We start from the raw sequence: 15,967 nt of genomic DNA on the forward strand, positions 1-15,967 counted from the left end.
TCTATTCGGTTATCATCGGCAATTCCTACAAACGGTACTACGGCTTTACTGCCGCTCCGATAAATCTTCATTATACTTTACAGCTTTCTGAAGAACGACTTTCAGGCGATGTGTAATCATCTCAAGTCTTCGGAGCTTCCCACGTTCCATTAACTCTATCTATCGCATAATTCCCTTAGGTTTCCTCTAAACTCCGTCTAGCTTAATGGCTCCTGTAAAGCCATATGGATTTTCATAACCTAACGTTTACTCATCCACACTAGAAAGTCCATTTTGGACCCCTATGCATTTCTACATAGTGACATTCACGAAGAGTCAGTCGAGGATTCGTCCAGATGAATCTATCCATTCTAACCATAGGAATTTTATAGACACCCGACCTATCATTTACAACCAGTAAGGTCTTTCCTCACCATTACGTGCTAGGGTAAACTTCAGCCGACTTTAGCGGGCTTCAAACGACTTCTGCTATTTACATTGCTTCCATCGCTTGCCGCAGATTCAGTGAGTGTGTTTCAGGGCGTTACTCCATCATTCCACACTTCAAGTTAACAGTTCTACTAGCCGAAACTAGTGGCTAATCTTTTCAATTAGCAACGTGGCACACTCAAATCAATATCGGGTACTTTATCTCCTGCGAAACCAAGGAATGTTTCGAAGGGAATATCTTGTCCGTCTTTTTTGAACATCGTTGCACACTTCGGACACGCTTTATTGGGTAAGTCATAACCAGAACCTACCGAACCATCATCAAAGAACTCGTACGTTTTACATGATGGGCAAACATAGTGTGGCGGCATTGGATTTACTTCAGTAATTTCCATCATTGTCGCAACGAATGAAGACCCTACCGAACCACGCGAACCAACTAAATATCCATCATTAAGCGACTTTTTAACGAGTTTATGAGAGATTAAATAAATAACCGCAAAACCATTATCAATAATGGAGGTTAATTCCTTTTCTATGCGCGCTTCAATAATTTCTGGCAGCGTATCACCATAAATGTGCCGAGCCATTGAATACGTCAGTTCACGCACTTCTTCATCTGCGCCTTCTATTTTTGGTGTATATAAGTCATCCTTAATCGGCTGGACATCACCGACACGTTCTACTATTTTCAGTGGGTTGTCAATGACAATTTCTTTCGCTACATCTTCACCCAAAAAAGCAAATTCCTTCAACATTTCATCTGTTGTTCTAAAATGTACGGCTGGTAACGAATGACGATTCATCGGATTGGCCCCACCTTGGGAGCGAACGAGAACTTTCCGATACGTAGCGTCATTTTCATCAAGATAATGGACATTGCCTGTTGCACATACTGGTAAACCTGTCTTCTTACCTAGTTTCAGCATTTTACGCATAATATCTTCTAAGTTCCACTCATCACGAATGAGATCTAATTCAAGTAAGTGTGAATACACAGGCTTTGGATGAATTTCAAGGTAATCATAGAAGCTCGCGATTTCTTCAACTTCTTCCATTGGCTTTTGCATCAACCCTTCAAATACTTCCCCTTTATCACAACCTGACCCAACTAGTATTCCTTTACGGTACTTTACAAGCAACGACCGTGGAATACGTGGTACGCGATAAAAGAAATCCATATGCGAAATCGATACTAGTTTAAATAGATTTTTTAGTCCTTCGTTATCTGTCACAAGTAACGTACAATGCGATGGTCGCGATCGTTTATATGCATCGCCTTCCCCAATATTTTTATTGAGATCATCTAACCACTCAATACCTTTTTCCTGTACATCTGTCAACAAGCGAAGGAATAAATATGCCGTCGCTTCTGTATCGTAAATCGCTCGGTGATGCTGTGTTAGTTCAATATCGAACTTTTTGGCTAACGTATTCAGTCGGTGGTTACGCAGTTCCGGATAAAGGAAACGCGAAAGTTCTAGTGTATCGATTACAGGGTACGCTTTTACTTCTATTTTAGCCCGCTTACATGAGGCATAGAAAAAGCCCATATCAAATGAGGCATTATGTGCAATCAACACTGCGTCCCCGATAAATTCAATAAAGTCTTCCATTACTTCAGATACTTCAGGTGCATCTTTCACCATATCATCCGTAATACCTGTCAGATTGGTCGTAATAGACGAAAGTGGATGATGAGGATTAGCAAATCGTTCAAAACGATCAATAATCTCACCATTACGCACACGAACAGCAGCTAACTCAATGATTGTGTCATAAACCGCTGACAAACCAGTTGTTTCCACGTCAAACACGACATACGTATCCGTGTCTAACAGTCTGTGCTGTTCTTCATAAACAATCGGCACACCATCATCGACAAGGTTGGCTTCTAAGCCAAATAACACTTTAATGCCATGTCTCTTACCTGCATTATAAGCTTCAGGAAACGACTGAACATTGGCGTGATCTGTAATCGCAATCGCAGGATGTCCCCACTTCGCTGCTTGAGCTACTAAAGCTTGCGCTGATACAACTGCATCCATTTGACTCATCGAAGTATGTGCATGTAACTCCACGCGTTTTTGCCCTTCAGGTGCTTTGTCTTTACGTTCTATCGAAGGGATAACAGCTAAATCTTGCGCCATCATGATTAGATCACGAACGAATGTATCATTTTGTATACCACCTCTTGCACGTACCCACATTCCTTTTTTAAAGGACTTCATCATCTCAGCATCTTCGTTATCACGTGAAAACATTTTCACTAAGATCGAATCGGTATAATCCGTAACTTTCAGCGTTAATAACGAACGACCGCTTCGGAGTTCTCTAACTTCTGCATCAAATACAAAACCTTCAATAATTAGTCGACGCTCTTCATCTTGAATTTCGTGTATTGGAACAATAGGTTCTCCTGCTTTAATCAGTGTACCAAGAATTAATGCCTTATCAGAATCCCCTTGTTCACTCTTCATCGACTCTCGTTGCTGTAATTGAATGGCTGCTTGTCTAGACAATAGATCTTCTTCTTGCTTCTTTTGAGAAAGGAAACTTTGTAGTTCCTCTTTGGCATGTTTATTTTCTATAATAGATACATCTAGAATTAATTGCGGAAAACCAAATTGCTGATACGCTACTGCCAATGGTTCGATATATTTATTTTTTAATGTTTGGCATTCTAAATCATTCGAACATGTTATGAGTAATTTCTCCCCATGTAACTTAGGTTGTTGTGAAACTAAACAATGACGTAGAGGTGGAGATATATCAGCTAGTTCTTCTATTACATGCGGCCAATACGCAATCATTAACTGCTCGTCAGTTGATTTATTGCGACTTTCTATTTGTAGATGTACATTCGCTATAGCTGCGAATGATTCATGGACGCGTTGTTGTACGAATCGGAATACATCAATAGGCAATACATCATCCAGTGTAATATTAAATTTCCATACCCTAGACTTTTTCTGTACGGTCACCCGATTCAATTCTCCATTGCGAAAATATGGCATCAACTGATCATCAGTTAAGCCTGTTTGTTGCAATAACGTTAAAAACTTTTGTGCGGCATCCACTATTAATTCCTCCGTTCTATCGCGAAAAGAAGGGAAGTTCCGCTAACACCGGACTCCCCTTCTTTTTTATTCTGCACTAAAGAAAGACTGTAACTTTTCTAGCACTTCTTCTTTTTGCCAATCCATTGATTCACCATTGTGGCGGAATGTCACTTCGACGATTCCTTCTTCTGCTCTTTTACCGACCGTAATTCGTACCGGCAAGCCAATTAAATCTGAGTCTACGAATTTCACGCCCGCTCTTTCCGCGCGATCATCGTATAGTACATCATATCGATAGGACTCCAACACAGCATATAACTCATCCGCTAATTGTTGTTGTACTTCATCTTTCAGGTTGACGAGAACTAAATGAATATCATATGGGGCTAAGTGCTTCGGCCATTTCAATCCATTTTCATCATTGTTTTGTTCTGCAATTGACGCTAATAAACGCGTAATACCTAGTTGGTAACGTCCCATAATGAATGGCTTTGTCCTACCTCGGTCGTTTAGGAACAGACCTTTCATACGCTCGCTATACTGCGTCCCTTGTTTAGAAATTTTGCCAATTCCAATACCTCGTGTAAATTGAATCGTCCCAATCCCATCCGGAGAAGTATCCCCCTCTTGCACGAAACGTATATCCAAATAATCATCAATTGCGAAATCGCGTTCTGGATTTACATTCACTAAATGGAAATCATCTTCATTGGCACCTGTCACACCATTAACAACAGCTATTATCGCATGATCTGCATAGACTTTTACACCTATCGGTAGTTTTACTGGACCTACCGAACCTACCGAACATCCAAGTAATTCTTCTACCTGTTGTTCCGTTGCCAGATCCACTTGATCTGCATTTAATGCCCGCTGTAATTTTTTATTATTGATGTGATGATTACCACGACAGATAATCATGACACTTTCACCATCTATTGTGTACAGTAATGATTTAATGATATTCTCCGGCTCAACTGATAAAAATGAAGCCACTTCTTCAACTGTTCGCTTATTTGGCGTGGCAATTTTAGTCGTTTGCTGAAGTTTCTCATCCGGCATATCATACGTCATCTTGACTTCTGCTAAATCAATCGTCGCAGCGTATGAAGAACTGTCGCTGTAGGCAATTTTTTCTTCACCGACAGTTGATAAGGCAATGAATTCATGAGTTTCAGTCTTACGATCGGCCATGACCATTCGAAATTTCATGCCAAGACGCGTTAGAATATTCGTAAAAGCTTGCATAATTTCTTCATATTTTTCATCAAGACTTTCATCTGTAGCGTGAAAGGAGTAGGCATCGTTCATCATGTATTCACGATTATGAAGTAATCCATTACGTGGTTGATCTTCATCATAGAACTTTGTTTTCATTTGAAACAATGTCAAAGGGAGTCTTTTGTACGAACTCGCTTCATCTCGCAATAGAGTTATTAAAAGTTCCTCGTCGCTAGGACTAAGAGCAAAATCTTTCTTATGGCGATCTTGTAGACGAAATAGTTCCTTGCCGTAGGAACCCCAACGGCCCGTTTCTTTCCATACAGCAGAACTTTGAAGCGTTGGCATAGAAATTTCAATACCTTCAATGGCTTCCATTTCTTGACGTACAATGTCTTCTATTTTACGAAGTACTCTTTGTGCAAGTGTTAAATACGTGAAGACCCCACAGTCCGTCTGTCTAATACATCCCGCCCGCAATAATAATTCGTGGGATCGGAGTTCTACATCTGCCGGGGTCTGACGCATCGTAGGGATAAACGTTTTCGATTGTTTCATGATATGCTTACACCTTTTTTAGAAGAAAAACCGTTGAATGTCATTCCACGTCACAACAAGCATTAAAACCATCAGCAACATGATACCGACAAAGTGCACCATGCCTTCTTTTTGTTTATCAATCGGTTTGCCGCGTACGCCTTCGAATAAGAAGAACAATAATCTACCACCGTCAAGTGCTGGTAATGGTAGTAAATTCATAATTCCTAAATTGATACTTAAGACAGCAGCCCAATTCATTAAATTAAAAACACCATGTTGTGCAACTGCTTCAGTCGCTTTATATATGCCAACTGGTCCAGACAATGCATCAATTGAAAATTGACCTGTAATGAGCATGCCTAGTAATTCAATAATCTTTATAGTCATTGTGTAGGTTTGTTCGGCACCGAACACTACTGATTTGACGATTCCTTTTTCTAGTGGACTAGAGTAAATGACCCCAATTTGACCGTATTCATGCCCCGCGTCTTCAATCGTGTCTGGTGTAACGTTTAGTACAAGCTTTTCACCAGCTCTTTCTATTTCCAACTCCATCGGTATCCCTGGGCTATCTTGGATTGCTTCGGAGAATTCTGTCCAGGAATCGATAGACTTACCATCCACGCCAGTGATCAGATCATCCTTCTTCATTCCCGCCATTTCAGCTGGCATATTTTCCTTTACTTCAGAAATAATCGGTTCATTGGTCGGTACACCATTTAATAAACCAAGCGCCAAAAATATGAAGAACGCTAAAATGAAGTTGAATAGTGGTCCTGCGAAAATAGCCATCGCCCGGCTACGCAATGATTTAGATTCAAATTGACGATCATAAGGAGCAATTAACGTTTCTTGTCCTTTTTCGATTATTATTGCGGTTCTGGCAATCTTTAGATGAACAAACTGCCCATCTTCATCATATCCTTCAATATATAACTCTTTATCCAAGTCGGATTTTTCCACTTCCAAATTCAATACGTTTGGATTAGATACATTACGGTTTAGATAAATTTTTTCTATTTCGTCTTGTGCATTTAGCAATAAGCCTACACGATAACCTGGTTGCAATTCGACAGTATCAAAATCTTCTCCTGCCATGCGCACATAACCACCAAGCGGTAACAAGCGAATAGTATATAGAGTTTCACCTTTTCGAATTGCCAATATTTTAGGTCCCATACCAATTGCGAATTCACGTACCATAATTCCTGCTTTCTTCGCAAACAAGAAATGACCGAATTCATGAAATGCTACAAGTGTCCCGAATATCACTATAAACGCAATAACGGTTTCCATTCAGTAACCACCTTCATAGGCTACAATAGCCAGAATTAATCTTGATACTTTACTATACCATAGACTTTTTCTCGCGTAATGCGATCAGTCTCCAATATCTCTTCCAAATTAGGAGCTTTAATAGTCTGATGCTGATCCATCATTTGCTCAATGATTTCTTCAATTTGCATGAAAGAAATACGACCTTCCATAAATAATTGAACGGCCACTTCATTTGCCGCATTCATGGCTGTGGGCAGAGTGCCTCCTTCCCTACCTGCATCATATGCAAAAGCTAAGGCTTTAAAACGCTCGTAATCCATTTTTTCAAAATGAAGTTTACCGATTTCGTCCAAACGAAGACGTTTCGCATTGGCCATTGGTATACGGTCCGGATACGTTAGTGCGTATTGAATCGGCACACGCATATCTGGTGAACCAAGTTGAGCCATAACGCTTGTATCTTCGAACTCCACCATAGAATGGATGATACTTTCTTTATGCAACAGACATTCAATTTGATCATATGGCATAGCAAATAGATGATGAGCTTCGATAACTTCCAACCCTTTATTCATCATCGTCGCAGAATCAATCGTCAATTTATTGCCCATTGACCAGTTAGGATGTGCAAGCGCCTGTTCAACTGTCACATGTTGTAACTGCTCACGTGAATAATCTCTGAAACTACCACCTGAAGCCGTCAAAATCAATTGTGTGATTCGTTTTGGATTTTCACCATTTAATGATTGGAATAACGCGGAATGTTCGCTATCCACAGGCACTAACGGCACTTGATGGCGTTTAGCAGCTTTTACAACCAATTCGCCGGCTGCCACTAACGTTTCTTTATTGGCAATAGCGATTGTCATTCCGGCCTCTATGGCTGCGAGAGTAGGCTTTAAACCGACACTACCGATCACAGAATTAAGAAGTACGTCTGCTTCAATGCCAACTGCCGCTTCAATCAACCCTTCATCCCCATGAACGATTTTGACGTTTGAGAACTCTTTCTGTAAACGTACAGCGTCAGCTTCTTCCAAGACCGATACTAATTCCGGTTGAAACTGCGCAATGATTGCACTCGCTTTTTGAATATTTTTCCCAATCGACATAGCAGTTAACGAAAAACGATCAGGATGCGCTGCAATAATATCCAATGTTTGCGTACCAATCGAACCCGTCGCACCCAGTAAATTAATTTTCTTCATACATGCAACTTCCTTTCCGTTATCCTACGAATTGAACAAAATGAAGTAGTGGTAAAACGAAAAGTAAGCTATCAAAACGATCCATGATACCACCATGTCCAGGCAACAAAGTACCTGAATCTTTCACATTATAATATCGCTTCAACGCTGATTCCACCAAGTCGCCCATTTGACCGACAATAGATGCAATGACCGTAATGACGATAAATGTTACATACGAATCTGCAATTGGATAAAATATATTATAAACGAGAGTAATAACTATTGCAGAAATAATCCCACCAATAAATCCTTCAATCGTTTTATTCGGTGAGATTTCTGGCCATAATTTTCGCTTACCTAATTTACGCCCTATGAAGTACGCACCTGAATCTGTAGACCAAATAATTAGCAATGCGTAGCCTATATATTCTAAGCCAAAAAAGCGTGTTTCGATTAAATAATAAAAACCAATTCCGACATACAGTGCACTCATTACAGAAAAAGCAATATCTTCAAATGTCGAACGATTTTTCACAACTACCGTATAGACTAGAAGCAATAACACTGCTATATAAATTAGTTCCAACTTTCCTAAGCGAAGTGAACTCTCCACTCGTTCAGTCCATTGAGCAGGTAATAAAATCACCAGTAAAATACACCATGATAAGAACCCGCCTACAGTAAAAATAGATATATTTCTCATGCGTAGTAATTCATACAAACCAATAGTGGCAATTGCAAAGATCGCAATGATGAAAGGCAAGCCACCAGTCACGATAAGCGGAACGAATAATGCAAGTGCTATGATGGCTGTAATAATTCTTTGCTTCATCCTTTCTGATCTCCTTCCAAACTTCCAAAACGGCGGTCTCGATTTTGAAACTCTTCAATCGCTTGCAGCAAACAATCCTCGTTGTAATCTGGCCACAACACTTCTGTAAAGATAAACTCTGCATAAGCAAGTTGCCACAGCATGAAATTGGACAAACGTACTTCTCCACTTGTACGAATCAATACATCCGGCTCTGGTAAGTGTGCGGTCATCAGTTTAGAATTAATCACACTTTCATTGATTGAATTGGCTTCAATTCTTCCTTCGGCCACTTCATGCGCAAGTTCCTTCATGACATGAACCAATTCTATTCTACTGCCATAATTCATAGCGAAATTTAAAATAAGACCTTGATTGTCTTTCGTTATTTCCATCGCCTTTTCAATCGCATTTCTTGTGTGAGCTGGAAGTGCGTCCATATTACCAATCATTTCTACTTTAATGTCTTTTTCCATTAGCTCTGGTATATATGTATTGAGGAACTCGCCAGGGAGATTCATCAAAAAATCAACCTCAATTTTAGGACGTTTCCAATTTTCCGTAGAAAATGCATAAAGGGTGAGAACTTTCACTTCCAAATCATTTGCGAAATTCGTTACTTGACGGACTTTTTTCATACCTTCATGATGACCAGCAATTCGTGGCATTTTTCGTTGTTTCGCCCATCTTCCATTTCCATCCATGATAATCGCAATATGGTTAGGAATCTGTCTTTTTTTGACGATTTCTATTCGCTCATTTAGCGACTGAATATCGGTTGTCTTTTTTCGCATTAGTTTTTTAAGCATAGCGTTCCCCCACTTGACTCTATTCGGACACTCCTACACACTATCCTACCAAATTGCATGGTAAATAGCATGCAAAAGACAGAAAAGAGCGTCCTAAAAGTAGGACGCTCCTCCTTATAGAAAGTTCTGTACTCAGATTTCCAAAATTTCGTTCTCTTTTTCTTTTGCCGTTTGATCGATTTTTTCAATGAATTCATCCGTTAGTTTTTGCACCTGGTCATTGTATCGGTGCAATTCATCTTCCGTGATTTCACCATTTTTTTCGATTTTCTTTAAATCTTCATTGCAATCACGACGGACGTTACGAATCGCTACTTTCGCATCTTCTGCTTCACGCTTCACGTCTTTAACTAAATCTTTACGGCGTTCTTCTGTTAAAGCAGGAACAGCTAAACGAATAACAGATCCATCATTAGAAGGTGTGATACCGATATCAGATTTCATAATTGCTTTCTCAATTTCAGTGATCGTTGTTTTATCATATGGTTGAACTACAAGCAAACGTGGTTCTGGTACGGAAATACCAGCCATTTGATTCAATGGTGTGGGTGCACCATAATAGATAACAGAAATGCGATCCAATAGACTTGCATTGGCTCTTCCAGCACGGATAGATGCCAACTGTCTTGAAAAGGCACTATGCGCTTTTTCCATACGTTCAGTTGCTTGACTCATAATTTCTTTTGTCATTGCTTATTCCTCCTGACGACTGTACCGATATCTTCTCCCTGTACAGCTTTTTTAATATTACCGTTTTCCATAATAGAGAATACTACGAGCGGTATGTCATTGTCCATACATAATGTAGATGCTGTAGAATCCATGACTTCTAAACCTTGGCTAATAACTTCTAAATAAGACAACTCTAAATACTTTGTAGCAGTTGAATCTTTTAACGGATCGGCTGAGTAGACGCCATCCACGTTATTTTTTGCCATTAAAATGACGTCTGCTTCAATCTCAGCAGCACGTAATGCAGCTGTCGTATCTGTTGAGAAATATGGGTTCCCTGTTCCGGCAGCAAAAATAACGACACGACGTTTCTCCAAATGACGGATTGCTTTTCGGCGTATGTATGGTTCTGCCACTTGTCTCATATCAATAGAAGACATGACACGAGTTTCAGCTCCTAACTTTTCAAGAGCGTCTTGTAGTGCAAGAGAGTTCATCACTGTCGCAAGCATACCCATGTAGTCGGCCGTTGTACGATCCATACCCATTTCACTTCCGACCTTACCTCGCCAAATGTTTCCTCCACCTACAACTACGGCTACTTCTACGCCTAGTTCTACGACGTCTTTCACTTGGTTAGCAACCGACTTGACAACTTCTGGTGAAAGACCGAAACCTTGATTTCCTGCCAACGCTTCCCCACTTAATTTTAACACGATCCGCTTATATTTTGGAATACTCATGTAGACCCTCCTGCAATTTCTTATTCTCAAAAAAGAGGAACACATAATAGATGTGCTCCTCTGTAAGTTTGGATGTTAACTTAATTACCTTTAACTTGGCTCATTACTTCTTCAGCAAAGTTGTCTTCACGCTTTTCAATTCCTTCGCCCACTTCGTAGCGAATGAATTCTACCAATGTTCCGCCAGTTGCCTTCACAAAATCACGAACTTTTTGATCAGAGTTTTTCACGAACGCTTGGTCTAACACACAAATTTCTTCGAAGTATTTCCCAAGACGGCCTTCTACCATTTTAGCTACAATGTTTTCTGGCTTGCCTTCGTTTAACGCTTGCTCAGTCAAAATTTTACGCTCATGTTCTACTTCTTCAGCAGATACTTGGTCGCGTGAGATATATTTCGGGTTCATCGCTGCAATGTGCATTGCGACACCTTTAGCTGCTTCTTCATCAGTTGAGCCTTCAAGAACTGTTAACACCGCAATACGGCCACCCATGTGTAAGTATGGTCCGAAAGCGTCTGCATCAGTTTTTTGACGGATTTCAAAACGGCGAAGAGAAATCTTTTCACCAATTTTAGCTACTGCATTAGAGATATGTTCAGCTACAGTCAATCCGCTATCCAATTTTGCATCGTTAGCTTCTTCTACTGTCGCTGGCTTTGTTGCAAGGATGAATTCAGACAACTCTTTAACAAGTGTTTGGAACCCTTCGTTTTTAGCAACGAAGTCTGTCTCAGCATTCACTTCAAGGATAACTGCATCGTTTCCTTGAATTAAAATGTTTGCTACACCTTCAGCTGCAATACGATCCGCTTTTTTTGCTGCGCTAGAAAGACCTTTTTCACGCATAAAATCCATCGCCGCGTCCATATCACCGTTTACTTCAGTAAGTGCTTTTTTGCAGTCCATCATACCTGCGCCTGTTTTTTCACGAAGTTCTTTAACCATTTGGGCTGTAATTGTTGCCATTAGAAAATTCCTCCTCATATAATATCAACTATTTATAGCATGTACTTTAAAAAAGACGATAAGGGGTACGCCACTTATCGTCTCGACTTTCACTCAATTCAGTCTGCAGTTACAGTTGCTGTTTCTGCTACGACTTCTTCGTCTTCACCTTGACGAGATTCAATCAAAGCATCCGCCATTTTGCTTGTAAGTAAACGTACTGCACGAATTGCATCATCGTTCGCTGGGATGACATAGTCGATTTCGTCTGGATCACAGTTAGTATCTACGATTCCAACGATTGGAATATGCAATTTGATTGCTTCAGCAACCGCGATACGCTCTTTGCGTGGATCCACGATGAACATTACATCTGGCAATCCTTTCATATCACGAATACCGCCTAGGAATTTAACAAGACGCTCATGCTCTTTATTTAATTGAGAAACTTCTTTCTTAGGAAGTACGTCAAACGTGCCATCCTCTTCCATTTTCTCAATAGCTTTCATACGCGCTACACGCTTTTGAATAGTACCGAAGTTAGTTAATGTTCCACCTAACCAACGTTGGTTGATGTAGTACATTCCTGCACGTTCTGCTTCTTCTTTGATCGCTTCTTGTGCTTGTTTCTTCGTACCTACGAAAAGGACTTTTCCACCATCAGCACCGACTTGGCGCATGAAGTTGTAAGCTTCCTCTAATTTTTTAACTGTTTTTTGAAGATCGATAATGTAGATACCGTTACGCTCCACAAAAATAAACTTCTTCATTTTCGGGTTCCAACGGCGTGTTTGGTGTCCGAAATGTACACCTGCTTCTAGTAATTGCTTCATTGAGATTACTGACATGATATAATTCCTCCTATTGGTTTTTGTCCTCCGCGTACTTCATGCAAACGAGTGACCATAATGGCACCCACTCATTCATCCGCACACGTGTGTAGTAATACCATCTACTAAATTAACATACAACAATGTTTTTTGCAACAGTTGAAACAAACTTTAGTCGAATTTTAATATCAATTCAACTTCAGTCTGACCTTTTCCGAGTTTTTTCGCAATTTCCTGTACATTTTCCCCTTCTTCATGAAGTTGTTTTACGAGTTGACGATCATTTAGCGGTTCAACTTCTTGTTTGGGAACGGCTGTTTTTTGATACGAACGTAAGGCGAAATGCATAGGGACCGGTTGCGCTTTTTGTTGGAACTTTTCTGTTTCAGGGGGTTTCTCTTTTTTTTCTACAGCAGGTTCGGCTGCCTCTTTTGGAGCTGTAGAATTATTTAACCGTTTGATCAGACGATCATTTTCTTCTTTAACTTCAGTCAAATAGGCCAGCACTGATTGATCCATTTCCCACATAAGTTGTTGCTGCTTTTTCTCCAAGTTATTGAACTTAGAAACTTTCATGAACAGCAACGCAATGATCATGAAACTAATAATTTGTAAGACGAATAAAAATGCCAGTATGATTCCCATGATTTTTTACCCGCTGTAGTCGACAAACGAGCCTTTGAAAGGATGATTGACTCGCTGTTGCTCTTTCTCCTGTTTTTCATTCTGTTGCTGTTCAGATTGATCGTTAGGTCGTTTAGCGTTAGCATCCAACTTTGCGTATGGAGCTAACTCCAGCACCGACTCTTTATTTTTCCGTACTTGTTTTTCTGTTAACGTGTTCGCATGTTGCTGATCTATTTGGGATTGTTGTTGCTTTTGTTCTGCAATTTTACCCGCTTCAAATGTTTTAGGTATGGCGATTTGTAGTTCAATACTTTTTAAACTCATAAAATCCCTCCGTCCGTAATTTCATCCGCAAGCAACGATCGTAGTTTAAATAATGCTTTTGAATGTATTTGTGAAATCCTCGAAGTAGAGAGACTTAAAATCTCACCAATTTCTGTAAGCGTCATATCTTCTTGATAAAATAAGCTCAGAACGAGTTGTTCATTTTCATTTAAATCTTTAATTTTCATTACTAGATCACTAATTAACTCGTCTTTTACAACTAGCTGTTCCGGTGTTTTTATTTGTTCATCACGCAAAACAAATGAATGATCGTTCTGTTCATCATCATCATTCATTTTTTCATCAATAGATAAGATATTAGCAAAATATTGTTCGTGTACAGTTTGATACACTTCGTCTGTTGTAATTCCTAAGTGACTTGCTACTTCTTCCGGTGTAACCGTTCGTAAATAGACTTGTTCGAGCTTGCTAATTTCTTCATCCATTTTTTTTGTTTTTTCTCTTGAGGAACGTGATAACCAATCTTCTTTTCGCAATCCATCTATAATCGTTCCACGGATCCGGAAAGATGCATATGTATCAAATTTCAAATCTCTCGTTGGATCAAATTTGGTCAGCGCATCGAAAAGCCCTTGATAGCCAAGTGATTTTATCTCATCACGTGAGACATTTTTCGGTAATCCGGCACTGATTCTTTGGACATGATAATTCACTAGAGGTATATACATTCGGACTAGTGCGTCACCCGCATCAGGATCACGGTCTTCGAGCCATAACTTCCAATGATGCCGTTCAGCTATCTCCTGTTTTGTCATCGAATTCACGCCTTTCCTGTAGCTTCATAATATCTGCTGTACATCCTTTATCTACTAGTATAACAAAACTCCATAAAGAAAGGCGACTAGTGAATTAGCCGCCTTTTTTTATATTTCACGCGTACCTGCATTGACCGTGCGCACATGGAGAATGCTAGTTTCCGGATCGAATTCGATTGTTCTACCGCTCGAGCCCCCAGTGTCTTCTGCAGTAATTTGTATCGAATATCTCTTCAACTCTTGTTTAACAGCTTCTATATTTCGCGGGCCGATACGAATCGTGTCATTTGAACCAAATTGAAACATTTGAGCACCACCAGCGATTTTTGCCTTAATACTGAACGGACGAACACCTTGCGCTTTCAACATTTCAATCATGGCATGAATGCCAGTATCCGCAAATTTTGCAACGTTTAATTGGGCAGTCTTTCCTAACTGGCTATCCGGCAACATTACATGGACCATGCCTGCAATTTTTTTTGTAGAATCATACAATACTACACCCACACACGAACCTAATCCTGACGTTCGAATGGTTTGCGGTGCTTTAGCAATATTCATATCAGCAATCCCCACACGTATTACAGTTTTTGTAGTATACATTTACAATACACCTAATGAACTGAAGATTGTACGGTACGATGGCGGGTCGGGTAATAAGAAGAAATGTCCCGCTACACTCGATATCCCTTGTTCCCCTTCTTGCAGAATTTCTGTTTCAATCACGATAACTTCATCACTATACTGCGATATCTCGATCAAACCGAAACTAACGATTGCTCCTACCATATCGACGCATAAAGATGGTACTGTTGGATAAATCTTTAGTGAAGTAAAATCAGATAGTGCCGATAAATACGATCCTGAAAGAATATTTCCTAATTCTTGCAACGCAGAGGCACCTAATCCCAATTCTTCGACAGCAGTAAATTCGAATTCAGTGTCCCCTGTCAATTTACGAATAAACTGTGTAGCGGATTCAATTGTCTGCACGAAAAACATACTGCCCGTTAAATCTCCCTCAATCCGCAAAAAGATTCCGGCAACAATTTCCTCATTACCACCCGCCAGTTCAAACATCTCGTCAAAAGTAACTAATGCAACATTCGGCACGCGCATATCGATTTTATGTCCAAGAAGTTGTGATAAAGAAGTAGCTGCATGAGCAGCCCCTATGTTACCTATTTCCTTTAATACATCCAAATGCATTTCAGTAATGTCGTAGTTAGTATTCATCTGCGTTTACTTTCTTAATTGGTTGCAGAACTTTTTCTAAATTCAACATAACGAGCAAGCGTTTCCCGACTTTTGCTACGCCCGAAATAAATTCCGACTCCACAGAACCGACGACTTCTGGCTGAGGTCCAATTGCACTTGTAGGGACATCCATTACATCATTGGCATCATCCACAATCAAGCCCACTTCTGAATCCGCATAGGAAACAATAATGATACAACTGGATTCGTCAAATTGTTTCTGTTCCATATCAAATCTCTCACGCAGATCTACAACCGGCGTCACAACACCACGTAAATTTAGTACACCTTTTACATATGACGGCATTCTCGGAACGCGAGTAATGGATAAAGATTTTTCGATAGATTCTACCACATCTAGTCCAATCGCATATTCTTTATTCATCAGTTGGAAGACGATAACTTTCATGTCAGTTGTTTCAATAGCTTTTGTCATACTCTTCGTCACCTC

15 protein-coding genes and 1 pseudogene are annotated in these 15,967 nt (G+C 40.0%); all 16 read right to left on the reverse strand.

The genetic code is table 11. The features are described 5' to 3' along the window. Positions 1 to 605 precede the first annotated feature (605 nt). A pseudogene (locus tag ORD22_RS00185) lies at positions 606 to 3,512 on the reverse strand (PolC-type DNA polymerase III); the annotation flags it as partial. Positions 3,513 to 3,575: 63 nt separating this feature from the next. Then, positions 3,576 to 5,270, reverse strand: a complete 1,695-nt coding sequence (locus ORD22_RS00190) for a proline--tRNA ligase (protein WP_317643825.1) — start codon at positions 5,268 to 5,270, stop codon at positions 3,576 to 3,578. A gap of 18 nt (positions 5,271 to 5,288) precedes the next feature. Next, on the reverse strand, positions 5,289 to 6,548 hold the full coding sequence (rseP, locus tag ORD22_RS00195) for an RIP metalloprotease RseP (RefSeq protein ID WP_317643826.1): 1,260 nt from the start codon (positions 6,546 to 6,548) through the stop codon (positions 5,289 to 5,291). A 35-nt stretch (positions 6,549 to 6,583) separates the two neighbouring features. Further along, positions 6,584 to 7,738 (reverse strand): 1-deoxy-D-xylulose-5-phosphate reductoisomerase, encoded by a 1,155-nt coding sequence (gene dxr / locus ORD22_RS00200; RefSeq protein ID WP_317643827.1) that lies wholly within the window; start codon positions 7,736 to 7,738, stop codon positions 6,584 to 6,586. A gap of 19 nt (positions 7,739 to 7,757) precedes the next feature. Beyond that, complete coding sequence (locus tag ORD22_RS00205) at positions 7,758 to 8,552, reverse strand: phosphatidate cytidylyltransferase (protein ID WP_317643828.1); 795 nt, start codon at positions 8,550 to 8,552, stop codon at positions 7,758 to 7,760. After that, positions 8,549 to 9,340, reverse strand: a complete 792-nt coding sequence (gene uppS / locus ORD22_RS00210; RefSeq protein ID WP_317643829.1) for an undecaprenyl pyrophosphate synthase — start codon at positions 9,338 to 9,340, stop codon at positions 8,549 to 8,551. Before uppS ends, ORD22_RS00205 begins: the two co-directional genes overlap by 4 nt. Before the next feature lie 132 nt (positions 9,341 to 9,472). Further along, positions 9,473 to 10,030 (reverse strand): ribosome recycling factor, encoded by a 558-nt coding sequence (frr, locus tag ORD22_RS00215; protein WP_317643830.1) that lies wholly within the window; start codon positions 10,028 to 10,030, stop codon positions 9,473 to 9,475. Beyond that, a complete protein-coding gene (pyrH, locus tag ORD22_RS00220) occupies positions 10,027 to 10,755 on the reverse strand; it encodes a UMP kinase (RefSeq protein WP_317643831.1) in 729 nt (242 codons plus the stop codon). Before pyrH ends, frr begins: the two co-directional genes overlap by 4 nt. 80 nt (positions 10,756 to 10,835) lie before the next feature. Beyond that, positions 10,836 to 11,723, reverse strand: coding sequence for a translation elongation factor Ts (tsf, locus tag ORD22_RS00225; RefSeq protein WP_317643832.1), 888 nt, complete (start codon positions 11,721 to 11,723; stop codon positions 10,836 to 10,838). A gap of 98 nt (positions 11,724 to 11,821) precedes the next feature. Then, positions 11,822 to 12,550, reverse strand: coding sequence for a 30S ribosomal protein S2 (rpsB, locus tag ORD22_RS00230; RefSeq protein ID WP_317643833.1), 729 nt, complete (start codon positions 12,548 to 12,550; stop codon positions 11,822 to 11,824). 153 nt (positions 12,551 to 12,703) lie between these two features. Further along, positions 12,704 to 13,177, reverse strand: coding sequence for a helix-turn-helix domain-containing protein (locus tag ORD22_RS00235; RefSeq protein WP_317643834.1), 474 nt, complete (start codon positions 13,175 to 13,177; stop codon positions 12,704 to 12,706). A 6-nt stretch (positions 13,178 to 13,183) separates the two neighbouring features. Continuing rightward, entirely contained in the window at positions 13,184 to 13,483 is a 300-nt protein-coding gene (locus ORD22_RS00240; RefSeq protein ID WP_317643835.1) for an RNA polymerase subunit sigma, read from the reverse strand. Further along, positions 13,480 to 14,259, reverse strand: a complete 780-nt coding sequence (locus tag ORD22_RS00245) for a FliA/WhiG family RNA polymerase sigma factor (protein ID WP_317643836.1) — start codon at positions 14,257 to 14,259, stop codon at positions 13,480 to 13,482. The genes ORD22_RS00240 and ORD22_RS00245 overlap by 4 nt, the downstream gene beginning before the upstream one ends. Positions 14,260 to 14,367: 108 nt before the next feature. Beyond that, the gene (locus tag ORD22_RS00250; RefSeq protein WP_317643837.1) at positions 14,368 to 14,862 is read right to left on the reverse strand and encodes a chemotaxis protein CheD; all 495 of its coding nucleotides are present in this window, start codon (positions 14,860 to 14,862) and stop codon (positions 14,368 to 14,370) included. Beyond that, positions 14,863 to 15,495, reverse strand: coding sequence for a chemotaxis protein CheC (locus tag ORD22_RS00255; RefSeq protein ID WP_317643838.1), 633 nt, complete (start codon positions 15,493 to 15,495; stop codon positions 14,863 to 14,865). Continuing rightward, a complete protein-coding gene (locus ORD22_RS00260; protein WP_317643839.1) occupies positions 15,485 to 15,952 on the reverse strand; it encodes a chemotaxis protein CheW in 468 nt (155 codons plus the stop codon). The genes ORD22_RS00255 and ORD22_RS00260 overlap by 11 nt, the downstream gene beginning before the upstream one ends. Between the last annotated feature and the right edge of the window lie 15 nt (positions 15,953 to 15,967).

Source organism: Sporosarcina sp. GW1-11 (assembly GCF_033088395.1).
GTDB lineage: Bacteria > Bacillota > Bacilli > Bacillales_A > Planococcaceae > Sporosarcina.